Annotated in this window: 18 protein-coding genes; 13 read left to right on the forward strand and 5 right to left on the reverse strand. The window is 69.6% G+C overall.

Going from position 1 to position 23,252, the window contains the following annotated elements; genetic code table 11:
- Nucleotides 1–18: 18 nt before the first annotated feature.
- The 3 genes from QM732_RS10855 to QM732_RS10865 all read right to left on the reverse strand — a co-directional run bounded on the left by QM732_RS10855 (nucleotide 19) and on the right by QM732_RS10865 (nucleotide 4,830).
- Entirely contained in the window at nucleotides 19–768 is a 750-nt protein-coding gene (locus tag QM732_RS10855; protein ID WP_415656164.1) for a hypothetical protein, read from the reverse strand.
- Complete coding sequence (locus QM732_RS10860) at nucleotides 765–4,115, reverse strand: S41 family peptidase (protein ID WP_415656165.1); 3,351 nt, start codon at nucleotides 4,113–4,115, stop codon at nucleotides 765–767. Before QM732_RS10860 ends, QM732_RS10855 begins: the two co-directional genes overlap by 4 nt.
- A 67-nt stretch (nucleotides 4,116–4,182) precedes the next feature.
- Entirely contained in the window at nucleotides 4,183–4,830 is a 648-nt protein-coding gene (locus QM732_RS10865) for a DedA family protein (protein ID WP_415656166.1), read from the reverse strand.
- Nucleotides 4,831–4,887: 57 nt separating this feature from the next.
- Between QM732_RS10865 and mutL the strand changes: the two genes are divergently transcribed.
- From mutL to QM732_RS10925, 12 genes are all read left to right on the forward strand, one after another.
- Nucleotides 4,888–6,759 carry a DNA mismatch repair endonuclease MutL gene (gene mutL / locus QM732_RS10870; RefSeq protein ID WP_415656167.1) on the forward strand — a complete coding sequence of 624 codons (1,872 nt, stop codon included), beginning with the start codon at nucleotides 4,888–4,890 and terminating at the stop codon, nucleotides 6,757–6,759.
- Between the two features lie 13 nt (nucleotides 6,760–6,772).
- Nucleotides 6,773–8,083, forward strand: a complete 1,311-nt coding sequence (locus QM732_RS10875) for a pseudouridine synthase (RefSeq protein ID WP_415656168.1) — start codon at nucleotides 6,773–6,775, stop codon at nucleotides 8,081–8,083.
- Nucleotides 8,068–8,994 carry a tRNA (adenosine(37)-N6)-dimethylallyltransferase MiaA gene (gene miaA / locus QM732_RS10880; RefSeq protein WP_415656169.1) on the forward strand — a complete coding sequence of 309 codons (927 nt, stop codon included), beginning with the start codon at nucleotides 8,068–8,070 and terminating at the stop codon, nucleotides 8,992–8,994. Before QM732_RS10875 ends, miaA begins: the two co-directional genes overlap by 16 nt.
- Nucleotides 8,995–9,066: 72 nt before the next feature.
- The gene (locus QM732_RS10885; RefSeq protein WP_415656170.1) at nucleotides 9,067–9,951 is read left to right on the forward strand and encodes an SPFH domain-containing protein; all 885 of its coding nucleotides are present in this window, start codon (nucleotides 9,067–9,069) and stop codon (nucleotides 9,949–9,951) included.
- A gap of 13 nt (nucleotides 9,952–9,964) precedes the next feature.
- Complete coding sequence (locus QM732_RS10890; RefSeq protein ID WP_415656171.1) at nucleotides 9,965–10,174, forward strand: hypothetical protein; 210 nt, start codon at nucleotides 9,965–9,967, stop codon at nucleotides 10,172–10,174.
- A complete protein-coding gene (locus QM732_RS10895; RefSeq protein ID WP_415656172.1) occupies nucleotides 10,171–10,824 on the forward strand; it encodes an ABC transporter ATP-binding protein in 654 nt (217 codons plus the stop codon). The genes QM732_RS10890 and QM732_RS10895 overlap by 4 nt, the downstream gene beginning before the upstream one ends.
- Before the next feature lie 25 nt (nucleotides 10,825–10,849).
- A complete protein-coding gene (locus QM732_RS10900; protein ID WP_415656173.1) occupies nucleotides 10,850–13,405 on the forward strand; it encodes an FtsX-like permease family protein in 2,556 nt (851 codons plus the stop codon).
- On the forward strand, nucleotides 13,402–14,454 hold the full coding sequence (locus QM732_RS10905) for a lipocalin-like domain-containing protein (RefSeq protein ID WP_415656174.1): 1,053 nt from the start codon (nucleotides 13,402–13,404) through the stop codon (nucleotides 14,452–14,454). Before QM732_RS10900 ends, QM732_RS10905 begins: the two co-directional genes overlap by 4 nt.
- Nucleotides 14,455–14,471: 17 nt before the next feature.
- Nucleotides 14,472–15,617, forward strand: coding sequence for a DegT/DnrJ/EryC1/StrS family aminotransferase (locus tag QM732_RS10910; RefSeq protein ID WP_415656175.1), 1,146 nt, complete (start codon nucleotides 14,472–14,474; stop codon nucleotides 15,615–15,617).
- The gene (locus tag QM732_RS10915; protein ID WP_415656176.1) at nucleotides 15,614–17,419 is read left to right on the forward strand and encodes an ABC transporter transmembrane domain-containing protein; all 1,806 of its coding nucleotides are present in this window, start codon (nucleotides 15,614–15,616) and stop codon (nucleotides 17,417–17,419) included. Before QM732_RS10910 ends, QM732_RS10915 begins: the two co-directional genes overlap by 4 nt.
- A gap of 212 nt (nucleotides 17,420–17,631) precedes the next feature.
- Nucleotides 17,632–18,327: a hypothetical protein gene (locus QM732_RS10920; protein WP_415656177.1), complete on the forward strand. Its 696-nt coding sequence runs from the start codon at nucleotides 17,632–17,634 to the stop codon at nucleotides 18,325–18,327.
- Complete coding sequence (locus QM732_RS10925; protein WP_415656178.1) at nucleotides 18,320–19,054, forward strand: Fic/DOC family protein; 735 nt, start codon at nucleotides 18,320–18,322, stop codon at nucleotides 19,052–19,054. The genes QM732_RS10920 and QM732_RS10925 overlap by 8 nt, the downstream gene beginning before the upstream one ends.
- 296 nt (nucleotides 19,055–19,350) lie before the next feature.
- Here QM732_RS10925 and istB read toward each other — a convergent pair whose 3' ends face one another.
- Nucleotides 19,351–20,139 (reverse strand): IS21-like element helper ATPase IstB, encoded by a 789-nt coding sequence (gene istB, locus QM732_RS10930; RefSeq protein WP_415654705.1) that lies wholly within the window; start codon nucleotides 20,137–20,139, stop codon nucleotides 19,351–19,353.
- Nucleotides 20,136–21,629 (reverse strand): IS21 family transposase, encoded by a 1,494-nt coding sequence (gene istA, locus QM732_RS10935; RefSeq protein WP_415656179.1) that lies wholly within the window; start codon nucleotides 21,627–21,629, stop codon nucleotides 20,136–20,138. Before istA ends, istB begins: the two co-directional genes overlap by 4 nt.
- Before the next feature lie 396 nt (nucleotides 21,630–22,025).
- On the opposite strand from istA, the gene QM732_RS10940 reads away from it, so the two are divergent.
- Nucleotides 22,026–23,240 (forward strand): efflux RND transporter periplasmic adaptor subunit, encoded by a 1,215-nt coding sequence (locus QM732_RS10940; RefSeq protein WP_415656180.1) that lies wholly within the window; start codon nucleotides 22,026–22,028, stop codon nucleotides 23,238–23,240.
- The last annotated feature ends 12 nt before the right edge of the window (nucleotides 23,241–23,252 follow it).

Genomic DNA, 23,252 nt, shown 5'->3' on the forward strand with positions numbered 1-23,252 from the left:
TCGCTCACCACGGCTGGATCAGCGCTCGGCCCTGAGCTTGGCCACGCGCGCGTCGCGCAACCGGACGCGCTCGCGGATCAGGCTGACCCAGGGCCGCAACTGCTCGTCGCTGAATGCCGCGCTCGCGAGCAGTTGAGCGGCCTCGTCGAAGCGGGCAAGTTCACGCAGGCCCTCAATCTTGGTCAGCAGCTGGTCGGGGTCGGTCTCGTCGAGCGAGGCCACCAGAGCCTCCGGATTGGCGCGCGACGCCGAGCCCTCCGGGAAGTCGCTCGCGACGGTCGGGGCTTGGGCATCGGAGGACGGCCGATGGACGTGGTTGGCCGCCCACCATGCGTGATGGCGCAGGTGGCTGAGCCGCTTTGCGGTTTCGCCCAGACCTTGGGCAATAGCCTGCAGGAACTCGTCACCCGTCAGCTCCCGGACGACGGGTGCGTCGAGCCAGGCCCGCGCCGGGGCGGGATCGCGTTGCCAGGGCTGGAAGCTGCCCACGACCTGGGCCGACGACACCCAGAAGAAGGGGCCGTCGGCCGTGCAGCGCGTGATGGCCGGGAACTGGGGCAGCATGGGTGCCACCATGTAGCCGTCCGTCCAGAACGTCGCCCCGAAGGTATTGCCCGAACCGATGCTGGGCGCCTGCCGTATCTCGGTGGAGCCGGGGCACTGGATGATCCGCGTAGGCCCGGGCGTTGTGGCCAACGCGTCCGGTCCCACCAGCATCCAAGCGCTCAGGCACAGGGCCGACAGCTTCAAACGGGCAATCGTCTTCATCGCCCCAGTGTCGCAGCAGCGGGTGCTGCCTTGCGCTGGACGGGCTTCCAGCCTTCCAGGCGCTTCATCACGTCAGCGATCGCCGCATCCAGCTGTGTGTCCTCCCCGCGGTTCACCGCGGCAGGGTCGAGCTCGACGTCGATGTCCGGCGACACACCCTCGTTTTCGATGCGCCACTCGCCTTCCGGCGTGTAGAAGCGGAAATAGGGCACGGTCAGGAAACCGCCATCGACGAGCGGCGGATTGGCCGAGATGCCGATCAGGCCACCCCAGGTGCGCTTGCCGATCAGCGGCCCCAGGCCCACGCGCTTGAAGGCATAGGGCATGAAGTCGCCGCCCGAGCCGGCGTCCTGGTCGATCAGCATGGCCTTGGGGCCGTAGATGGCGCCGCCCGGCGTGTCAAAGACGAGGCCGTCACGATCCTTCCAGCTGCCCAGATAAGGGCGCGACAGCAGCTCCGTCACGTAGTTGGCCGCCTGGCCGCCGCCGTTGCGGCGGTCGTCGACGATCAGCGCCTGCTTGTCGATCTGCGCGAAGAACATGCGGTTGAAGTGCTCGAAACCCTGGCCCGCGGTGTCGGGCATGTAGACATAGGCCACCTTGCCGCCGCTCTTTTGCTCGACCTTCCTGCGGTTGCCGTCAATCCACGCCCAGCGGCGCAGCAGCGATTCGTTGGCGATGGGCTCCACCGTGACGTCGCGGCGCGCCTTGCCTGCGGCGTCTTGCGCGATGGCGAGGACGACCTGCTTGCCGACCGTGTTCTCGAGCAGCGCGTAGAGGTTGGTCTTGTTGTCCAGCTCGTGGCCGTTGACGGCGAGGATGAAGTCGCCCTCCTTCACGCCCAGGCCCGGCACGCTCAGCGGCGAGCGCAGGCTGGGGCTGAGGCGGTCGCCGGCGTAGAGCTTGGCAATGCGGTAGCGGCCGTGCTCGATGGCGAAGTCCGCGCCCAGCAGGCCCACGGACACCGGCGCCTCCTGGTGCACGTCGCCGCCGCCGCTGCGGTTGTGGCCCACCTGCAGCTCGCCGATCATCTGCACCAGCAGGTCGTTGAGGTCCTCGCGGCGCTGCACGTGGGCCAGCTGGGGCAGGTAGCGGTCGTAGACGGCCTGCCAGTTCAGGCCGTGCAGGCCGGGGTCGTAGAAGAACTCCTTCTCCATCCACCAGGCCTCGTCGAAGATCTGCTTCCACTCGGCCTTGGGGTCGACGCGGGCGCGCAGGCCCGACAGGTCCAGCGGCTTGCTGTCGCCCTTGTCGTTGGCATCGCCCACCTCGAGCTTGCCGCCGGCCACGGTCAGGAGCACCTTCTTGTGGTCCTCGCTGAGCGAGAACTCGGCAACGCCGCTGCGCAGCAACTTGGGCTTGCGCTCCTCGAAGTCGAAGCGCCACAGCTCGGCGGTCGCATGGCGCTCGGCCTGCGGCAGCTCGTTGCTGACGCCGGGCTGCGGGCGCTGCAGGTAGTACAGCGCGCCATCGGATGCCACGGCCAGGCTGTCGTAGTTGCGCTCCGCCACCGGCAGCGCCACCAGGCGGTCCGCCAGGCCGTCGAGATCGATCCTGACGGGCTTGACCGGCTCCGCCTTGGGCTTGTCGTCCGTCTTGGCGTCAGCCTTCTTGTCGTCTTTCTTGTCGGCCTTGTCGTCCTTCTTCTCTTCCTTCTTTTCGTCCTTCTTGGCCTCCTCGTCGCCCGCCTTGGGCGCGAGCGGCGACTTGCCGTCCGCGGCCAGCACCAGCGCATACAGGCCTACACGGCGCGGGCGCTCCTGGGTGGACAGGTCCAGCCCGACCTGGCTGGGGCCGGAGTTGATGGACGCCGTGAAGTAGAGGTAGTCGCCCTTGGCCGAGAACGTCGGGCTGCCGGCGTGGGCCAGGCCGTCGGTCACCGCGTGGCTGCGGCCGGTGGCCAGCTCATGCAGCACGATGCGGCCGAAGTAGTTCTCGCCCGACATCGTGTAAGCCAGCCAGCGGCTGTCCGGCGAGAACGACACGGCAAAGCCGTCCGAGCCGAAGCGGCGCACATCGGTCGCGATCTTGACGAGCTGACCGCGCGGGCTGGCATTGGGCCCCGCTGCAAGGCCGAGGCGATAGAGGTTGAGGTGGTTGTCCTGCAGCACCAGCTGCTGGCCATCCGGCGACCAGTCCATCAGCGTGAAATAACCCTCCTTGGGCAGCAAGAAGCGCTCCTTGGCGCCCAGGCCGGTCTGGTTCTGCAGCACCAGCTCATGGCGCATGCCTGGCGCGTCGGAGATGTAGGCCACGCGCTGGCCGTCGGGGCTCCACAGCGCATCCTTCTCGCGCACGCCGGCGCTCTCGGTCAGGTTGCGCACGGTGCCGTCCTTGACCGGCACGGTGAACACCTCGCCGCGTGCGCTCACCACCACGCGCTTGCCGGTGCTGGACAGGCGAGCCTGGGTCAGTGTCTTGCCGGCGTCCTTCCACTGCGGCCTGGCCTGCGGTGCGGTGCCGGTGAGGCGGATGTCGAGCACGCGCGGCTCACCGCCGGCCAGCTCGATCTGCTTGATGCGCCCGCCCGCCTCGTAGACCAGCGTCGTGCCGACGGCGTCGACGCTGCGCACGTCCCACTGCGTCTCCTTCGTCAGCTGACGCAGCGACTTGGTTGCCGGGTTGAAGGCGAACAGGTTGGCGGCGCCGTCAGCTCGGTCGGAGATGAAGACCACCTCGCCACCGGCCCAGACCGGCGCCGAATCGGTTGCGTTGACATGGGGGATCTCCTGCCACTTCTGGCTGGCCAGATCCATGATCCACACTGGCGGGGTCGTGCCGCCGCGGCTCTGGCGCCAGCCGCTCACGCCCACGTGGGCGGCGTTGTAGGGCCGGTATGCGAGCTGCTTGCCGTCGGCCGACCAGGCGCCCTCCCAGGCTACCGCCTTCATGACCTGCTTCTCGTAGCCGCCGTCGACGCTGACTTCGTAGAGCTGGTTGCTGCGGTTGTTGAGCACCTCGCGCGGCGACGCGAACAGCACGCGCTTGCCGTCCGGACTCCAGCCGCTGACGACGTCCGCGCCCGGATGCCAGGTCAGGCGCTTCGCCCCTGCGCCGTCCAGGCCGATGACGTAGACATCCGTGTTGCCGTCGTAGCTGGCCGAGAAGGCGATCTGCCGGCCGTCCGGCGAGAAGCGCGGCGCGAACTCGCTGGCCGCATGGCTGGTGAGCCGGCGGGCGTTGCCGCCGTTGCGGTCGGCCAGCCAGAGGTCACCGGCGTAGACGAAGGCCAGATGGTCCTTGGACACGGCGGGCTGACGCAGCATCAGCGTCTGATCGGCAGCATGGGCCAGGCCGGAGGTCATCCAGGCGCAGGCCAGGGCCAGGGCAATACGGGACAAGGTCATCGGGGTCTCCGACAGTCACGAAAAGCCCATGACTCTAGACCCATGCCGGACCATGTCCGAAAGTCAGTCAGGCCTGCTTGCGCCCCAACTTGCCGCGCAAGGCGCCGACGATGACGATCAGGCCGGGGATGAGGATCATGGCCCAGATGATCTTGTCCAGATGCGCCTTCACCCAGGGCACGTTGCCGAACACGTAGCCGATGAAGGTGATGCCGCACACCCACAGCGCGCCGCCCGTCACGTCGTAGAAGGTGAACTTGCGCCGGGTCATCTGCGCCACGCCGGCCACGAAGGGCGCGAAGGTGCGCAAAAAGGGCATGAAGCGCGCCGCCACGATGGTGAAGCCGCCGTACTTCTCGTAGAACGCATGGGCCTTGTCGAAGGCCGCCTTGTTGAAGAAGCGCGACTGCTCCCACTGGAACACCCGCGGGCCGAAGTAGCGGCCAATGGCGTAGTTGCTCTGGTTGCCCAGGATGGCCGCCGCCGTCAGCAGCGCCATGGACAGGCCCAGGTCCATCAGCCCCACGCCACACATCGCGCCCACGACGAAGAGCAGCGAATCGCCCGGCAGGAAGGGCATCACGACGACACCGGTTTCCACGAAGATGATCAGGAACAGCAGGGCGTACACCCAGGTGCCATAGGCCTGGACGAAATCAGCCAGGTGCTGGTCAACGTGCAGGATGAAGTCGACGAGAAAGTGCAGCAGGTCCATGGCGGGGCATTATCCAGACGCCTCGATGACGGCCGGGGGGCGTCGATAATCCCCGGGATGGATTCGCCGCTCCCTGACGCCACTGACGCCCCAGCGCCCCGCACCATCCGCGAACTGCCCGATGAGCTGATCAGCCAGATTGCCGCCGGCGAGGTCGTCGAGCGCCCGGCCTCGGTGGTGCGCGAGCTGGTGGACAACGCGCTGGACGCCGGCGCAAAGAACGTGCTCGTCAAGCTGATGGCCGGCGGCGTGCGCGCCATCGTCGTGGAGGATGATGGCTGCGGCATACCCGTGACCCAGCTGCCGCTGGCGCTCAAGCGCCACGCCACCAGCAAGATCACCTCGCTGAACGAGCTGGAGTCGGTCGCGACCATGGGCTTTCGCGGCGAGGCGCTGGCCGCCATCGCGTCGGTGTCGGAGATGTCCATCGCCAGCCGCACCGCCGACGCCGCCCACGCCCAGCGCATCGACGCCCGCAGCGGCGAGCTCTCCGCAGCCGCCCGCTCGCGCGGCACCAGCGTCGAGGTGCGCGAGCTGTTCTTCTCGACCCCGGCGCGCCGCAAGTTCCTCAAGACCGACGCCACCGAGCTGGCCCACTGCGTGGAGGCCGTGCGCCGCCATGCGCTGGCACGACCTGACGTGGGTTTCGCCATCTGGCACGAAGGCAAGTTGGTGGACCAGTGGCGCCCCGCGTCCAGCGAACAGCGCATCGCCGACGTGCTGGGCGCGGACTTCAACGAGGACAGCCGGGCCTTCGAGCACAGCGCCGGACCGCTGGCCCTGAGCGGGCGCGCCGGCCTGCCCGAGGCAGCGCGCTCGCGGGCCGACCAGCAGTACGTCTGGGTCAACGGCCGCTACGTACGCGACAAGCTCATCAGCCACGCCATCCGTTCCGCCTACGAGGACGTGCTGCACGGCCAGCGCCAGCCCAGCTACGTGCTGTTCATCGAGATCGCGCCCGAGCTGGTGGACGTCAACGTTCACCCGACCAAGATCGAAGTGCGTTTCCGCGATGGCCGTGCCATCCACCAGAGCGTGCGCCGCGCCTTCATCGACGCACTGGCCCAGTCCCGCAGTGCCGAGGCCGCCGGCGTCGAATCGGCCATGGCGCCGCTGGCCTTCGAGCCCACGGCTGCGGCCACGCTCTACGTCGCCGAGCCCCGTCACGGCAACGCGGCCTACACGCCCCCGGTGCCGCCCACGGCCGAGCAGGTGAGGCTGTCGCTGGTGCAGCACGAGGCGCTGTGGCGGCCGGCCGAGCCCGACGAGGCCGCGGTGCCCGCCCCCATGGCGTCCCCTCTGGCCGCGCCCACCGTCACGCTCAAGCCGGTGCTGCCCGACGAAGACTGGCCGCTCGGTCGCGCCATCGCGCAGATCCAGGGCGTCTACATCCTGGCCGAGAACCGGCAGGGGCTGGTCATCGTCGACATGCATGCCGCACACGAGCGCGTGGTCTACGAGCGCCTCAAGGCTCGCCTGGGCGCGACGCAGATCGAGAGCCAGCCGTTGCTGATCCCGATCAGCTTCGCCGCCACGGCCGAGGAAGTCGCCGCGGCCGAGCAGCATGCGGCGACGCTGGCCCAGCTCGGGCTGGACGTGGCACCGCTGTCAGCCCGCACGCTGGCCGTACGCTCCCGCCCGGCCCTGCTGGCCGCGAGCGACCTGGTCGCGCTGACCCGCGAGCTGCTGGCCGAGATGGCCCAGTTCGACGCCAGCTCGGTGCTGGAGCGCGCCCAGCACGAGATCCTCGCCACCATGGCCTGCCATGGCGCCGTGCGCGCCAATCGCCAGCTCACGCTGGACGAGATGAACGCGCTGCTGCGCGACATGGAAGCCACCGAACGCGCCGACCAATGCAACCACGGCCGCCCGACCTGGCGCCAGCTCGACATGAAAGAGCTGGACGCCCTGTTCCTGCGCGGCCGCTGAAAGAAGAACAGCGATGGCCACCATCACCCTGAAGGGCAAGCCCAAGCCCGCCGCCAAGACCCGCAACGCCGAAGGCGAGAAGCGCGCCCCGCTGCGTGGCAAGGGCGTCTCCAAGCCCCGCCCCACGCTGGCCAAGGCGCAGGCCGACCGGGCCGAGCGCGAGGAGCAGTTCCAGCAGCGCCAGCAATCCCAGCAAAAGCGCGAACGCCCCGCGCCCCAGCGCGAGGAACGCCCGGCCCGTCCGAAGACCGGCACCGCCTTCAAGACCGAGCGCCCGCAGGCGCTGCGCGGCGACGCGCCCCCGCGCGGTCCGCGCCACCGTCCAGACGAGCGGCCGGGTGAACGACCGCACGAGCGACCGCACGAGCGACCGCCGCAGTACCGCGGCGATGCGCCGCAGCGCCCCGAGCGGGGCCCCCGCGCCCGGCCGGACGAACGCCCGCCGGCCGACCGCCCGCCCCGCATGGACCAGCGCCGTGTCGCCAATCGCGGCCCCGGCTTCGAACCGCCTCAGCGTCCCCAGCAGCGCCTGAATCCGGCACGCCAGGTCGACGCCGACGATGGTGAGCGCCTGTCCAAGCGCATGAGCGAGCTGAAGATGGCGTCGCGCCGCGAAGCCGACGAGTGGATTGCCGCCGGCTGGGTGCGCGTCGACGGCAAGGTCGCCGTGCTGGGCCAGCGCGTCATCGGCGACGTCGAGATCACCATCGATCCCGCCGCCCGCCAGGCCCAGTCCCAGCTCGTCACCGTGCTGCTGCACAAGCCCATTGGCTACGTGTCAGGCCAGGCGGAGGACGGCTACGAGCCGGCCGTGGTGCTGTTCCAGCAGGAAAACCGCTGGAAGGACGACCCGTCCGGCATCAAGCCCCATCCCAACCACCACCGCCACCTCGCGCCGGCCGGGCGGCTGGACATCGACTCCACCGGCCTGCTGGTGCTGACCCAGGACGGCCGCGTCGCCAAGGCGCTGATCGGCGACGACTCCGACATCGAGAAGGAGTACCTCGTGCGCGTCGAGTTCGTCGCCCACGAGGTGCCCGAGGGCACGCTGCCGAGCGTCGCGCTGGCGCCCGAGAAGCTGGCCCTGCTCAACCACGGCCTGGAGCTTGACGGCGAACCGCTCAAGCCCGCCAAGGTCAGCTGGCAGAACGAGCAGCAGCTGCGCTTCGTGCTGCGCGAGGGCAAGAAGCGCCAGATCCGCCGCATGTGCGAACTGGTGGGCCTCAAGGTCGTCGGCCTGAAGCGCGTGCGCATCGGCCGCATCCCGCTGGGCCACCTGCCGGTGGGCCAGTGGCGCTACCTGGCCCCATGGGAACGTTTCTGACCCCGATCTGCCTGGCCGGCCCCACCGGCTGCGGCAAGACGGCGGCGGCGCTGGCGATCGCCGAGGTGCTCCCGGTGGAGATCATCAGCGTCGACTCGGCGCTGGTCTATCGCGGCATGGACATCGGCACCGCCAAGCCCAGCGCCGCCGAGCAGGCCGCGGTGCCGCACCACCTGATCGACATCCTCGACCCGCTGGACAGCTACTCGGCCGCCGAGTTCGTGCGCGATGCAAAACGACTGGCCACGCAGATCACGGCACGCGGCCGGCTGCCGCTGCTGGTGGGCGGCACCATGCTGTACTTCAAGGCCTTGTTCGACGGCCTGTCCACCCTGCCCCAGGCCGATGCGCAGCTGCGCGCCGCCATCGACGCCGAGGCCGCCGAGCGCGGCTGGCCGGCGCTGCATGCCGAGCTCGCCGGGCTGGATCCGCAGACCGCGCAGCGCCTGGCCCCCAATGACAGCCAGCGCATCCAGCGCGCGCTGGAAGTGATACGCCTGACCGGCATGCCCTTGAGCGCACTGCATGCCGCCACGCGCGACGAAGGCGTGGACTGGCCGCTGTTCTCGCTCGAGCCTACCGACCGCACCTGGCTGCATCAACGCCTGGCGCGGCGCTTTGACCTGATGCTCGGGCAGGGCCTGCTTGACGAGGTCAAGGCCTTGCGCGCCCGCGGCGACCTGAGCCTGGCCCTGCCGTCCATGCGCTGCGTCGGCTACCGCCAGGCCTGGGAGGCCCTGGACGCGAACGACTTCTCCGAGCTGCGCGAGCGCGGCATCGCCGCCACCCGCCAGCTCGCCAAGCGCCAGATCACCTGGCTTCGCAGCATGCCCCGGCGGCGCGTCATCGCCTGCGACGGTCCACAGCCCACGCCTGAACTGCTGGCCGGGCTGCAACGCCTGCTCGGCTGACCCCTCTTGCGCTGCACCGAAAGCTTCGTTAAAGTGATATCACTTTGATTCACTTTTGAGGCAAGCCAAGTCATGACCACACCCTCCCCGTCGCGTGAAACCACCGTCAGCGAGAGCACGGCGCGCAGCGTCAACGGCTATCCCATGGTGGCGCTGAGCCTGGGGCTGATCGCCATCGGCATCAGCGTCGTGCGCGGGGCGCCGCTGCTGGGTGTCCCGCTGATGCTGGCCGGGCTGCTGACGCTGGCAGGCCTGTACATGCTCAACCCCAACCAGGCCGCCGCGCTGACGCTCTTCGGCGCCTACATCGGCAGCGACCGCGGCACCGGCCTGCGCTGGGCGAACCCGCTGGCCGTGAAGAAGCGGGTCTCGCTGCGTGACCGCAACCTCAACGCCCCGGTGCTCAAGGTCAACGACCAGCGCGGCAACCCCATCGAGATCAGCGCTGTTGTCGTCTGGCGGGTACGCGACACCGTGCAGGCCCTGTTCCAGGTGGACGACTACGAAGCCTATGTGCGCGTGCAGGCCGAGGCCGCCATCCGCCACCTGGCCACCTGCTACGCCTATGACGAGGCCGACGAGGTGGAGGCCGGTGCCGTGACGCTGCGCGGCGGCCAGGACGTCGTCGCCCTGGCACTGCGCGCCGAGCTGCAGGCCCGCTTCGCCGACGCCGGCGTGGACGTGCTGGACGCCAAGATCAGCCACCTCGCCTACGCCCCCGAGATCGCCCAGGTCATGCTGCGCCGCCAGCAGGCCGAGGCCATCATCAGTGCGCGCAGCAAGATCGTGCAGGGTGCGGTGGAGATGGTCGAGTCTGCGCTGCGCGGCCTGAGCGAGCGCGAGATCGTCGTGCTGGACGACGAACGCCGCGCCGCCATGGTCAGCAACCTGCTGGTGGTGCTGTGCTCGGACCGCGAGACCCAGCCCGTGGTCAACACGGGCTCCCTCTACACCTGAGCCCGCGGCCCGCATGGCCAGTCCTGACAAGAAATCCTTTCCGCTGCGCGTCGACCCCGCGCTGTGGGCCGAGGTCGAGCGGCTCGCGGCGGCCGAGCTGCGCAGTGCCAACGCACAGGCCGAGCTGCTGCTGCGCGAGGCGCTGGCCAGACGCGGCATCAAGCTCGCGCCGCCGCAGGGCCGGGCCAGCGCAGCACGCAAGGACCCAGAATCCAAGGCATGACTGTTCTGAGTGCGCGCGGCCTCGCCAAGGCCTACGGCGAGACACCGGTGTTTTCCGGAGTGGACCTGGACCTCGCAGCGGGTGAGATCGTCGCGCTGCTGGGCGAGTCCGGCGCGGGCAAGTCCACGCTGTTGAACTGCCTGGCCGGCCTGGACGAGGCCGACACCGGCAGCATCACGCTCGATGGCCACGACCTGCGCGCCCTGGACGACGAAGCCCGCTCGGCGCTGCGTCGCCGCTCGCTGGGCTTCGTCTTCCAGGCCTTCCATCTGCTGCCGCACCTGAGCGTGGCCGACAACGTCGCGCTGCCGCTGCGACTGCTGGGCCACGCCGACGACGCCCGCGTCGCGCAGATGCTCGCGGCTGTGGACCTCGGCGGCCTGGCCGCACGCATGCCGCGCCAGCTCTCCGGCGGCCAGTTGCAGCGCGTCGCCATCGCCCGTGCGCTGGTGCACCGCCCCCGCCTCGTCCTGGCCGACGAGCCCACCGGCAACCTTGACGCGCGCCACGCGGCCGAAGTGCTGGCACTGCTGCGGCGCTGCGCGCTGGAAGCCGGCGCGGCCTGCCTGCTGGTGACGCATTCCGAGCGCGCCGCCGAGGCGGCGGACCGGCGCCTGCGGCTGGACGCTCAAGGCTTGCATGCCGCATGAGGACTGCGGGCCGAAGGGCGCATCCGTGAAGCTCTGGGCCGCGCTGTGCTGGCCCGCCTGGCGCGACCAGCCCGGCCGCATCGTGCTGGCCATCGTGGCCGTCATGCTGGGTGTGGCCCTCGCCTTCGGAGTACACCTGCTCAACGGCGCAACGCTGGCCGAGTTCGCCCGCGCGGCACGCAGCGTCAATGGCCAGCCCGACCTGGTGCTGCGCGCCCGGGCTGGCACGCTGACCGCAGCCGACCTCGCCGAGGTCCTCAATCACCGCGAGGTCAGCGCCGCCAGTCCCGTCATCGAGGCCCAGGCGCTCTGGCCCGGGCAGGCCGGCCAGGACGAGCGCCTGGGCCGCGGGCTGTCCATCCATCTCATCGGCCTGGACCCGCTGGCCCTGCTGGCTTCGGCCGCCAACGGTCGCCCGCTGGCGCCGGAACTCACGCCGCAGGTCACGGGTGGCCTCGGCGAGCTGCTGGCCGCCGACACCGTGCACCTGAACGCCGCCGCGCGGCTGCACCTGCCGGCGGGTGCGACGCGTCTGAAGCTGCGCCTGCCCCAGCCTGGCGGCGGCGCACCACGCGACATCGAACTCCATGTCGGCGGCCGCATCGCCGCAGGCAGCACGCCTCTGGGCGTGCTGGACATTGCCGACGCGCAAGTCCTGTTCGGCCGCGTCAACGCACTGGACCGCATCGCCGTGCAGCTCGCCCCGGGCGTGGATCCCGCGGCCTGGGCCGCCCGGCTGCCCGAGCGCTGGCAGGCCGCGCCCCCCGAGGACGAGGGTGCCCGCCTGTCCGACCTGACCCGCGCCTACCGCGTCAACCTCGGCCTGCTGGCGCTGATGGCCCTGTTCACCGGCAGCTTCCTGGTCTATGCGGTGCTGTCGCTGGCGACCGCGCAGCGCCTGCCGCAATGGGCACTGGCGGGCGTGCTGGGTGTGTCGGCACGCATGCGCTGGCGGCTGATCCTGATGGAGGGGGCCATCGTCGGCGCCATCGGCACCGTGCTGGGCCTGGCGCTCGGCCTGGGCCTGGCAGCCGGCGCGCTGAAGCTGCTGGGCAGCGACCTGGGCCTGCATGGCGCCAGCGAGTCGTCCGCCCGGCTGCTGATGGGGCAGCCGCTGCTTCTGCCGGCGCTGGTCTATGGCGCGCTGGGCCTGGCTGCGGCGCTGCTGGCCGCATTGGCGCCGGCGCTCACGATCAGGCGCATCGCGCCGGCCCTGGTGCTCAAGGGCCTGGGCCTGCCGGCCGGCCGCAGCCTGCCCGCGTGGCTGGGCGTGGGGCTGCTAGCGCTGGGTGCCGCGCTGGCGGCGCTGCCTCCGCTGTGGCGAGATACACCGCTGGGCGCCTATCTGTCCATGCTGTGCCTGCTGCTGGGCGGCCTGGCGCTGGTGCCTGTGCTGGTGCGCGGCCTCACTGGCCTGCTGGCCCGGCTGCCTGCCACGCCCCTGCTGCTGCTGGCCCGCGAGCGCAGCCGCGACCAGGCCACCGAGGCACGCCGCTCGCTGGCCGGCGTGCTGGTCGCGCTGGCGCTGGCGGTCGCGATGACGGTCATGATCGGCAGCTTCCGCGAGTCGCTGCTGCGCTGGCTGGACCAGGCGCTGCCGGCCGACCTCTACGTGCGCAGTGCGTTGCGCGACGGCGACGGGGCGCCCACGCCGCTGCCTGCGGCCCTGCTGGACGGCCTGCCCCGCCTGAGCGGCGTCGCCCGCGCCGCACCGCAGCGCACCGCCCGGCTGCGCCTCGTGCCCGGCGCCGAACCCGTGACACTGACCGCCCGCGACCTCGACGCGGCCGGCCTGCCGACGGTCCAGCGCTGGAGCGGCCGCCCGGCGAACGGCGCCCTGCCCGTCTGGGTCAACGAGGCGGCGCGCGACCGCGACGCTCTGGTGCCGGGTCGCGTCTTCACGGCCCAGTTGGTGGACAGCGGCCGCAGCGTCGAGCTGCAGGTGCAGGGTGTGTGGCGCGACTATGCGCGCCAGGGCACGGCGCTGTGGATGTCCCTGCCCGACTACCGCCGCGCCAGCGGCGACGGCACGATCACGGAAATCGCACTGTGGCTGGCGCCGGGTGAGACGCTGGACGCCGCCCGCGCGGCCGTGCGCCGGCTCGCCGGCGAGGACGTGGACATGGCTGCAGCCGGCGAGCTGCGTGCGCTGTCGCTGCAGATCTTCGACCGCAGCTTCGCCATCACCGTCTGGCTGCAGGCCGTGGCACTCGCCGTGGGACTGTTCGGTGTCGTCGCCAGCCAGTCGGCCCAGGCGCTGGCGCGCAAAAGAGAGTTCGGGCTGCTGCGGCACCTGGGCCTGTCGCGGCGCCAGTTGCTGCGGCTGCTGCTCGTCGAGGCCGGCCTCATCGGTGCCGCCGGCGCTCTGGCCGGCCTGACCCTGGGACTCGGGCTGAGCCTGGTGCTGGTCTACGTCGTGAACCCGCAGAGCTTTCACTGGAGCATGGACATGCACCTGCCGCTCGCACGCCTTGCGGCGCTGGTGGGGCTGGCCTTCGCCGCAGCGGTAGGCGCCTCGCTGCTGGCGGGCCGCCGCGCGCTGGGCCAGGACGCCGTGCGTGCCGTGCGGGAGGACGCATGACGCTGCGCCGGCGCACCCTGCTGCTGGCCGCGCTGCCACTGCCGGTACGCGCCGCACTGAACTTCCCGCAGGACTTCGGTGCCCATCCCGAACAGGCCATCGAATGGTGGTACCTGACCGGCCTGCTGGGCGACCGCGATGGTCCGGAGTCCATGCTCAGGCCGCGCTACGGCTACCAGCTGACCTTCTTCCGCCTGCCCGGCCCCGCCTCGGCCGACCACCCCAGCCCTCTGGCACCCCGGCAACTGCTGCTGGGCCACGTGGCACTGTCCGACCTCGGTGCGAGGCACCAGCGCCACGCCCAGCGCCTGCTGCGCGCCCTGCCGGGTGCCGTGCAGGCGCTGGAAGGCGACTGCGACGTCAAGCTGCGCGACTGGACGCTCAGGCGCGAGGGTGATGGCTACCGTGCCGTCTTCGGCGGCCCCGGCTTCGCGCTGGAGCTGGAGCTGGCCTCGCCGGATGCTCCACTGCTGCAGGGCGAAGCCGGTCTGTCGCGCAAGGGCCCCGATCCGGCACAGTTCAGCCACTACTACTCGCGCCCGCAGCTGCAGACCCAGGCCGCACTGGTGCTGGACGGCCAGCGCCACAGCCTGGCGGGCCGCGCCTGGCTGGACCATGAATGGAGCGACAGCCTGCTGGGCGACGCCATCGGCTGGGACTGGCTGGGCATCAACCTGCTGGACGGCCGCGCGCTGACGCTGTTCCAGCTGCGTCATCGCGACGGCAGCCGCTCCTGGGCCGGCGGCAGCCTGCGCACGCCCGGGCGGCCCGATCGGAGTTTCTCGCCCGATGAGGTCCAGATGCAGCCGATCCGCCACTGGACCAGCCCTGCCACCGGCGCCCACTGGCCCGTGGCATGGCGGCTCGATAGCCCCGCCGGCGAGATGCAGCTGCGCGCCGCCTTCGACGCCCAGGAGATCGATGCCCGGCGCAGCTCGGGCCTGGTTTACTGGGAGGGCGTGGCCCGGCTGTTCGATGGCCGAAACCGGCCACTGGGCGCCGGCTACCTGGAACTGACCGGCTATGCGGGCAAACCGCCGCTGCGGTAGACCACAATGCGCGGCCCATGCTGCAACGCCAACCCACCCGCCCCACCTTCGGCTGGGACAACCTCTCGGGCCAACGCCCCGCCGGCCTGCCCGCCGTCGACGAGCTGCCCCACCAGCGGCTGCTGACCAGCGGCCGCGCGGCACTGTTCGCCGCGATGAAGGCGCTCGGCGTGCAGGCCGGAGACGGCGTGCTGGCGCCCAGCTACCACTGCCCCACGCTCGTGGCACCGCTGCGCGCGGCCGGTGCCGCGGTGCAGTTCTACCCGCTAGGCCCCGACGGCCTACCCCGGCTGGATGCCATTACGCCCGCGCCCGGCACCAAGGCCCTGGTCGTCGCCCAGCTGTTCGGCCTGCCGCGCTCGCTGGCTGGCGTGCGCGCCTGGTGCGACGCGCGTGGCATCGCGCTGGTGGAAGACTGCGCCCACAGTTTCTTCGGCCAGGCCGGCGAGCGCCCGGTGGGCCAGTGGGGCGATCTGGCGACAGCCAGCGTGTCCAAGTTCTTCCCCGTGCCCGAAGGCGGCCTGCTGGCGTCGGCCAAGCCGCTGCCAGATCAGGCACTGCGGCCGGCCGGCGGCAAGGCCCAGCTCAAGGCCTGGGTGGACCTGCTGGAGCGCGGCAGCCAGCAGGGGCGGCTCACGGGCCTCAACGCGCCGCTGCGCGCGCTGTTCCGGCTGAAAAACGGCCCGCCGCGCGCGCCGTCCGGCGCCGCACCGCGCGAGCTGGGCGAAGCCGACATGCTGGCCGAGTGCGACCTCGGTCGCAGCGAGCAGGCGCCGCCGGCCCTGACCGGACGGCTGCTGGGCCTGCCGCGCGGGCGCATCGTCGCGCGCCGCCGCGCCCACTACCAGGCGCTGTTCGACGGCGCACAGGGCCTGGCCGGCGCACGCCCGCTGTTGGGCGCCCTGCCCGACCAGGCCGCGCCCTATGTGATGCCACTTTGGGTGGACGAGCCCGAACCTGTCTACGCGGCGCTGCGCTCGGCCGGCTGCGCGGTGTTTCGTTGGGAGCGCGTCTGGCCCGGCGCACCCGGCCTCAGCGACTTCCCCGACGACCACGGCGCGCGCTGGCGCCACCACGTGCTGCAACTGCTTTGCCACCAAGACCTTGACGACGCGATGCTGAGCCGCACCTGCGACGTCCTGACCCGATCGCTGACAAGATGAGTTCCACCACCGAACGCCCCGCCTCCAAGCAGGCCCGCTCATTGAGCGGCCTGGCGCCCTTCCTGCGCCCCTACCGCGGGCGCATCGCGCTGGCGCTGGCCGCGCTGCTGCTGTCCGCGCTGGCGACGCTGGCCTTTCCGCTGGCGCTTCGCGGCCTCATCGACGCCGGCTTCTCGGCCGGCGACCCGGGCGAGCGGCTGATGGCGTTGCGCGAGCATTTCCTGGCGATGTTCGCGGTCGGCGCGGCCTTGGGGCTCTTCTCGGCTTCGCGCTTCTACATGGTCACCTGGCTGGGCGAGCGTGTCACGGCCGACCTGCGCAACGCCGTCTACAAACACGTGCTGCGCCAGAGCCCCGAGTTCTTCGAGACCACGCAGACCGGCGAAGTGCTGAGCCGCATCACGACGGACACCACCGTCGTGCAGACCGTGGTGGGCTCCAGCCTGTCCATGGGCCTGCGCAACATCGTCATGGGCACCGGCGCGCTGATCATGCTCGTCGTCACCAACCCCTATGTGATGGGTCAGGTGCTGGGCATCCTCGTGCTGGTGGTGGCCCCAGCGCTGTACTTCGGCCGCCGAGTGCGCAAGCTCTCGCGCGCCAGCCAGGACCGCGTGGCCGACACCTCGGCCATCGCGGCCGAGGTGCTGAACGCCGTCTCCGTGGTGCAGAGCTACACGCAGGAGGCCGCCGAGAGCCGCCGCTTCGCTGCCGCCAGCGAGGCCGCTTTCGACACGGCGCGCAAGCGCACCCGGGTGCGCAGCTTCCTGGTCGCCTTCATCATCACAGCCGTGTTCGGCGCCATGCTGTGGGGCCTGTACCAGGGCACGCAGGCCGTCATCGCCGGCAAGATCACGGCCGGCCACCTGGGCCAGACGGTGGTCTATGTGACGCTGCTGGTCAGCAGCGTGGCCGTGCTGGCCGAGGTCTGGGGCGACGTGCTGCGCGCCGCCGGCGCCACCGAACGACTCATTGAGCTGATGGAGGCGCGCTCCCCCGTGGCCGAGCCGGCCTCACCCCAGGTGCTGCCTGCACCGCAAGGCGGCAGCCGAGTGGAGTTCGACGCCATCACCTTCCACTATCCCTCGCGGCCGCAGACAGCGGCACTGGACGGCTTGTCGCTGACCGTGCAACCCGGCGAGACGGTGGCGCTGGTGGGACCCAGCGGCGCTGGCAAGACAACGGTGTTCCAGTTGCTGCTGCGCTTCTACGACCCGCAGTCGGGTCAGATCCGGCTGAACGGCGTGCCCACGCAGACGCTGAGCCTGGCAGACCTGCGCGCCAATGTCGGCCTCGTGCCGCAGGACAGCGTCATCTTCTCCACCACGGCGATGGAGAACATCCGCTACGGCCGGCCTGACGCGACCGACGAAGAAGTCATCGCCGCGGCAAAGGCGGCGTTCGCGGACGACTTCATCCGTGCGCTGCCCGAGGGCTATCAGAGCTTTCTCGGCGAACGCGGCGTGCGCCTGTCCGGCGGCCAGCGTCAGCGCATCAGCATCGCCCGCGCGATGTTGAAGAACCCGCCGCTGCTGCTGCTGGACGAAGCCACCAGCGCGCTGGACGCGGAGAGCGAGCGCGTCGTGCAGGCAGCGCTGGAGGCTGCCATGCAGCACCGCACGACCCTGGTCATCGCGCACCGGCTCGCGACCATCCAGAAAGCGGACCGCATCGTTGTTCTGGACGCGGGACGGATCGTGGACATCGGACGGCACGACGAGTTGGTCGCGCGTGGCGGTCTCTACGCCAAGCTGGCGGCGATGCAGTTCGGGTTGGAGACCGAGGCGGGCGACGCCGGTTAAGCAACGGCTGGTGGTGGCGATCGGACTGCTCCAGACTGGAGGCAGGCACCGGCTCGCACCTTGGACATCATGGCTGCCGAGCTGGGCGCCGGACCGCGACTTGGCAGACGTACGGGACCGGCTGCCTTTCGTTGCAAATCTTGCCGGACGGCCGGCATCATGTTTATCTTTAACCTATTGTTTTATAATAAGAAAATACATATCATGAACTAGTGCATCTTGTGCGCACAGAGGTGAAAATGCTTTTGGTTCAACGGATGCGGATCTCGGTACTGAAGCGCACGGGAGTTGTCGTCTTCCGGTCTGACCTAGCTCCCTTGGGAGGCCCCACGCAAATTTCTGAGGCGTTGCGGACGCTGGTTGATGACGGCGTTCTGGTTCGACTCGGGGAGGGCATTTACGCCAAGGCCTCTCGGGATGAGCATGGCGCACCGGTTCCCGCGGCGACGCTGCAGGAGGTGATTCGGGAGGTGCTCAGCAAGCTGGACGTCAAAAGCGCTGACGTGTGCATCGAAGACCAGGGCACTCGCAAGCGCGTCATCGTCGGCGCCCCAAATCGAAAGATCGACCGGCATTTGTTGATCGGCAGCTGCCAGGTGGAAATCGTCACTCACGGCGCTATGGCCAAATCTTTCACCCTGCCGCAGGATCCAGCCTGCTTCCCGCGCCACAACGTCGCGAAGTACGTCGAAGTCTTGGCGAAGACGCATCGCATCTCCTCGAAACGCACAGGGCTTGACCGCTGGGCCGAAGCGGTCAGTCGAGCCGCTGGCGACACCGTCCAACTCGACAAGGTTGGGCAGACCCTTGCCAGACTTAAGCAGCGGCAAGTGATCAATGGGAGGCAGATGGCGCATCTGATGAACAACTACATGACCGAGCAGGAAGAGGCGCATTCGGATGTTTGATCCGTTCGGTGATTTCGAGACGGCGGGCTACCTACGGAATGAACTGGGCCTGAAGGATCCGGCGAAGATCCAGGTCCAGGAGCACTTGTTTTTCACGGCGAACATTGAGGAAGCTGCGACTTACCTAGCTCGCTGCCGCGACATCACCTATCGGGACTTCTGCAGCGTGCACGGCATTTTGTTTGCCGGCTTCTATCCATGGGCTGGCAAAGATCGATTGACGCTCAATGTGGCTCGGAATGTCAGCAAGGGTGCGCGTGTCGACTTCGAGTCCTCGGAGAACTGCGAGCGTGCGATCGCTCATGGCCTGCGGCTCGGAAGTGACCCCAAGGTGATCGCCAAACGCCCCGGTGAGGTCATGGGTATGTTCGCTTGGGGCCACCCTTTCTTGGACGGCAACGGGCGCACCATGGTGACAGTACATACCGAACTCATGGCGCGCGCTGGCTTGATGATCGACTGGACTGCCTCCAGGAAAGATGCCTACCTCGATGCGTTAACGCACGAGCTTGATTCACCCAGTGATCGTGCGCTGGACAAGTACCTGCTGCCGCTCGTGCAGCCGCTGCAGAAAGGGCGAAGTTGGATCGCACAAATTCGGGACCTCCCAGGCCTCGATGGCGCTGTTGAGGACATCGGGACAGACGTTGCGTACAACGACGACGATCCAGTTGGCCAACAGCGATATCAAGAAAAGGTGCGGGCGCGCCGGTACACGCTGCCTTAGTCAACCCGCTGGGGGCGGCATCGCCCCCTTGGTTGCGGCCAACAGCAGGCTGAAAGCCAAAGGGTAGATGGCAAAGCGGTAGCCTGACAGCGTCAGCTCGCTGGAGCGCAGCCTCGCGCTTCAGCCGTGTGAGGCGATTCAATTCATCTTCGAGACGATTGCGCCGGTCGATCAGAAGGAGCCGTGAGGTCGGAGGTCTGGCCATAGCCAGAAGTACATCTTCCCCACGCCTGCCCGGCGTCAACTATCCTGAGCTGCCAGCGTCAACTATCTTGAGCGGTGCGGATGGGTGTTGATCACGGTGTTGGAGGTGCGCTGCGTTGCCGGCGCGCCGGCAACGCAGCGCGGCGTCGGTAGCTGTCCACGTTCATCTCCAGGATGGTCGAGTGATGCACCAGGCGGTCGACCGCAGCCACCGTCATGGCTTTGTCCGGGAAGACCTCATCCCACGCCGAGAACGGTGCGTTGGCCGTGATGGCCAGGCTCTTGCGCTCGTACCGCTCGGCGATCAGCTCGAACAGCACCGAGGTCTCGGCCTGGTCGCGCCGTGCATAGCTGAGGTCGTCCAAGATGATCAAGTCGAACCGGTCGAGCTTGGACAACTCCGCCGGCAGGCGCAGGTCGCGCCGGGCTGCCTGCAGGCGCTGCACCAGCTCGCTGGTGCGCACGAACAGCACCTTCAGCCCACGGTCGATCAGCGCGTGGCCGATGGCCGCCACGAGATGCGTCTTGCCGGTGCCCGGCGGGCCGAAGGCCAGCAAGTTGTGGCCCTGCGCAATCCAGCTGTCGGCCTCGGCCAGCGCCATCACATGGGCCTTGGAGACGGCCGGCACCGCAGCGAAGTCGAAGTCGGCCAGGCTCTTGCCCGGCGGCAGCTGGCTGTCGACCCGTGCACGGGCCAGGCGCCGCGTCTCGCGCTCGGCCATCTCATGGCCCAGCAGCGTGTGCAGCAGCCGCTCGGCCGGCCAGCCCTCGCGGTTGGACTGCGCGGCCACATCGGCCCACAAGCGCTTGATGGTCGGCAGGCGCAGCTCGGTGAGCATCAGTGGCACCGCTGCCCCCGATGCATTGGTGTCGGCACTCATGCGGCCTCCAGCAGTTCGTCGTAGACCGCCGCTGACGGCAGCACCACGACCACCTGAGGCATCGCAGCCGGTCGTGGCGCGAACCTGTCCCTGAGCACATCGATATCTGGGAGCTCGGCGCAGTCCAGCACGCGACCCAGTTCGATGGCCAGCTCCGCCACCACATTGGCGCGATCAGCCAGGTCCAGCAGCTCCACCATCAGCCGGCAAGCCGCCCGCTCTGGCAGTGTCTGGCTGATGTACTCCCAGGCCAGGGCGTACTCGCTGCGCGGGAACATCGCATCGCGCAACACCCAACGCGCGAAGGCGCCGGGCTTGCGCTTCAAGTTGGGCAGCATGTGACGCCAGTCAATGCGCTTGGGGTGGCGATCGGCCGTGCTGGCATGCAGCCGCTCGCACTCGAAGACCTTCACTCCGCCCAGCCAGGCGTCCAGATAGGTGCTGTGCAGCCTCACCTTCAACCGTTGACCGGCCAGGCGCGACGGCACGCTGTAGAGCACGCTCTTGGCGCTGAACACGCCGAACTTGCTAACGCGCGCATCCATCTCCTCGAAGTCGGACGTGCGCCGAGTCGGCAGCGGTTGAAGGCTGGTGCGCTCGACTTCCCATGCGCGCGCGCAGCGCGCGTTGAGCCGGCGCACGGTCTCCGCCACGAACTGCTCATAGGCCGGCAGGTCATCGAACTCGCGGCTGCCACGCAGCAGCAGAGCCTGGTCCAGTCCGCGCTTGAGGCTGCCTTGGCGCGCTTCAATGGAGCCGTTCTCGTGGCTCACGCCGGTGTTATTGCGCGTGGGCCGCATGCCATAGTGCTTGCACAGGGCCTGGTAACGCCGCGTCAGCTCTTCGCGCTCGGCCAGGTTGTTGAAGGCCGCCGACAGGCTGTCGGTGCGGTGTTCCTGCGGGACGCCACCGGCCATCCATAGCGCGTCTTGTAGCCCTGCAGCCAGGCTCTGGAAGCTCTCACCGCCCAGGACCACCCTCGCATGGCGCCAGCCGCTGTGGGCCAGCGCGAACTGGTACAGCCGGTGTGGGAAGGCCAGCCCCCCCAGACTGACGTCCAGATCGTCGGCCACAGTGAAGTCCGACAGCCCCAGCCGGCCCGGCGGATGCTCCTGCGCGAAGAACAACTCGCGCTCGCCGCCGTGCTCGGCGCGCCACTGGCTCACGCGCCGCTGCAGCGTGCGCAGCACTCCATCGGCGAACCGCTCGGGGTGGCGGCGCTGCAACTCCTCCAGCACGGTGACGGCCATCAACGACGGTGCGCCTTCCAGCATGGGCACCACCTCACTGGCCCACACCTCGGCCAGCGGGTCGGCGCGGGTGCGCCAGTGTCGCGGTGGGCGTTGTGATGGCAATGTCGTCGCCGATTCCAGCCGCCGCGCGCTGGCCACGCTGATGCCCGTCTTGGCTGCAGCAGCCTCCTGGCTGTGCTTGCCCCTCAGTTCCTTGTACTTGCTCACTTGCAGGTCCGTTATGCGTTTGCCGGGCACCGTGGCTGCCTCCCTCTGGAAGCCAACCACTGTAGGAACCCACCCGCAAAACGCTCCCCGGCGGCCTGCGTCAACCGCTCACGATAGTTGTCGCTGAGCGCTCAAGATAATTGTCCGCCGCCACCACGCCCCTCTGGCCGAGTGCAACTGCTCCGTTACGGCGGTGCGGAGCGCAAAGGCGCCTCCGCCCTCCCCCGTCGCAACGACGGGCGCAGGGTTCTCCTCAACACGACTGAATGACCCCTCAATTCTGAATGGTCATTCACTTTTTTCTTGCTTTTGGCTTGTCCATCAATAGAATGAATGATCATTCAGTAAAAGCAACCGGCTGAGACCTGCGTGGCGCCCCCTGGGAAACGCGCGGTGTCGCGCCACTTCCCACAACGAGGTCCGCCCATGCCCAAGTTCCCCTCCCGCCCCTCGCTCGGCATGCCTGCGTTCACGCTGCTGACGCTGGCGGTCGCCGTCATTGCCGCCTTCTCGCTCAGCGCCTGCAGCCAGGCCGAATCCCAGGGCGCCAAGCCGGGCGCGGCGCCACAGGCGGCCAAGGTGGGCGTCGTCACGCTGCAGCCGCAGCGCGTGGAACTCAGCGCCGAGCTGGCCGGCCGCACCGTGGCCTACCAGAACGCCGAGGTTCGCCCGCAGGTGACAGGCATCGTCAAGACCCGCGCCTTCACCGAGGGCAGCGACGTGAAGGCAGGCCAGTTGCTCTACCAGATCGATCCCGCCAGCTACCAGGCCGCGCTGGACAGCGCCCGCGCCACCCTGGCGAAGGCCGAGGCCAATGCGACGACGGCCAAGCTCAAGGCCGGCCGCTATGACGAGCTGGCCGGCATTGACGCCGTCAGCAAGCAGTTGCGCGACGACGCGCAGGCCGCGCTGAAGCAGGCCCAGGCCGACGTGGCCGCCGCCACCGCCGCCGTGCGCGCCGCGCAGATCGACCTGGACCGTACCCGCGTCAGCGCCCCGATAGCCGGCCGCATCGGCCGCTCGGCGGTCACGCCGGGCGCGCTGGTCACGGCCAACCAGGCCGGCGCCATGGCCACGCTGCAGCAACTGGACCCGATCTACGTGGACGTCACGCAGACCAGCGCCGAACTGCTGCGCCTGCAGCGCGACCTGGCCGAGGGCCGGCTGCAGCGCGACGCCAACGGGCACGCCCGCGTGAAGCTGCTGCTGGAAGACGGCAGCACCTATGCGCTGGAGGGCAAGCTGCAGTTCTCCGAGTTGCAGGTGGACCCCGCCAGCGGCAGCGTGACACTGCGCGCCCAGTTCCCCAACCCCAAGCGCCAGCTGCTGCCAGGCATGTACGTGCGCGCCCAGGTGCAAAGCGGCGTGCAGGCCCAGGCCATCCTGGCGCCGCAGGCCGCCGTGCAACGCGACCCCAAGGGCAATGCGACGGCCATGGTGGTCGGCAAGGATGGCAAGGCCGAGGCCCGCCAGCTGCAGACCGGCGCCGTCGTCAACGGCCAGTGGCTGGTGACCTCGGGCCTGGCCGCGGGCGACCAGCTCATCGTCGACGGCCTGCAGCGCCTGCGCCCCGGCGCCCCGGTGCAGCCCGCGGCCGCGCCGGCCGCCGGCATCGCGGCGTCGGCCTCGCTGGCCCGCTGATCGGAAGGACAC

The sequence above is a fragment of the Roseateles sp. genome, assembly GCF_047654805.1.
Lineage (GTDB): Bacteria > Pseudomonadota > Gammaproteobacteria > Burkholderiales > Burkholderiaceae_C > Pelomonas.

What these genes read in the sequence shown, in the direction of transcription:
- QM732_RS10890 (WP_415656171.1), top strand. Translation starts at nt 9,965, where the DNA reads ATGGCCAGTCCTGACAAGAAATCCTTTCCGCTGCGCGTCGACCCCGCG.
- QM732_RS10855 (WP_415656164.1), bottom strand. Translation starts at nt 768, where the DNA reads ATGAAGACGATTGCCCGTTTGAAGCTGTCGGCCCTGTGCCTGAGCGCT.
- QM732_RS10865 (WP_415656166.1), bottom strand. Translation starts at nt 4,830, where the DNA reads ATGGACCTGCTGCACTTTCTCGTCGACTTCATCCTGCACGTTGACCAG.
- QM732_RS10940 (WP_415656180.1), top strand. Translation starts at nt 22,026, where the DNA reads ATGCCCAAGTTCCCCTCCCGCCCCTCGCTCGGCATGCCTGCGTTCACG.
- istB (WP_415654705.1), bottom strand. Translation starts at nt 20,139, where the DNA reads ATGAGTGCCGACACCAATGCATCGGGGGCAGCGGTGCCACTGATGCTC.
- QM732_RS10915 (WP_415656176.1), top strand. Translation starts at nt 15,614, where the DNA reads ATGAGTTCCACCACCGAACGCCCCGCCTCCAAGCAGGCCCGCTCATTG.
- QM732_RS10895 (WP_415656172.1), top strand. Translation starts at nt 10,171, where the DNA reads ATGACTGTTCTGAGTGCGCGCGGCCTCGCCAAGGCCTACGGCGAGACA.
- QM732_RS10910 (WP_415656175.1), top strand. Translation starts at nt 14,472, where the DNA reads ATGCTGCAACGCCAACCCACCCGCCCCACCTTCGGCTGGGACAACCTC.
- miaA (WP_415656169.1), top strand. Translation starts at nt 8,068, where the DNA reads ATGGGAACGTTTCTGACCCCGATCTGCCTGGCCGGCCCCACCGGCTGC.
- mutL (WP_415656167.1), top strand. Translation starts at nt 4,888, where the DNA reads ATGGATTCGCCGCTCCCTGACGCCACTGACGCCCCAGCGCCCCGCACC.
- QM732_RS10860 (WP_415656165.1), bottom strand. Translation starts at nt 4,115, where the DNA reads ATGACCTTGTCCCGTATTGCCCTGGCCCTGGCCTGCGCCTGGATGACC.
- QM732_RS10905 (WP_415656174.1), top strand. Translation starts at nt 13,402, where the DNA reads ATGACGCTGCGCCGGCGCACCCTGCTGCTGGCCGCGCTGCCACTGCCG.
- QM732_RS10925 (WP_415656178.1), top strand. Translation starts at nt 18,320, where the DNA reads ATGTTTGATCCGTTCGGTGATTTCGAGACGGCGGGCTACCTACGGAAT.
- QM732_RS10885 (WP_415656170.1), top strand. Translation starts at nt 9,067, where the DNA reads ATGACCACACCCTCCCCGTCGCGTGAAACCACCGTCAGCGAGAGCACG.
- QM732_RS10875 (WP_415656168.1), top strand. Translation starts at nt 6,773, where the DNA reads ATGGCCACCATCACCCTGAAGGGCAAGCCCAAGCCCGCCGCCAAGACC.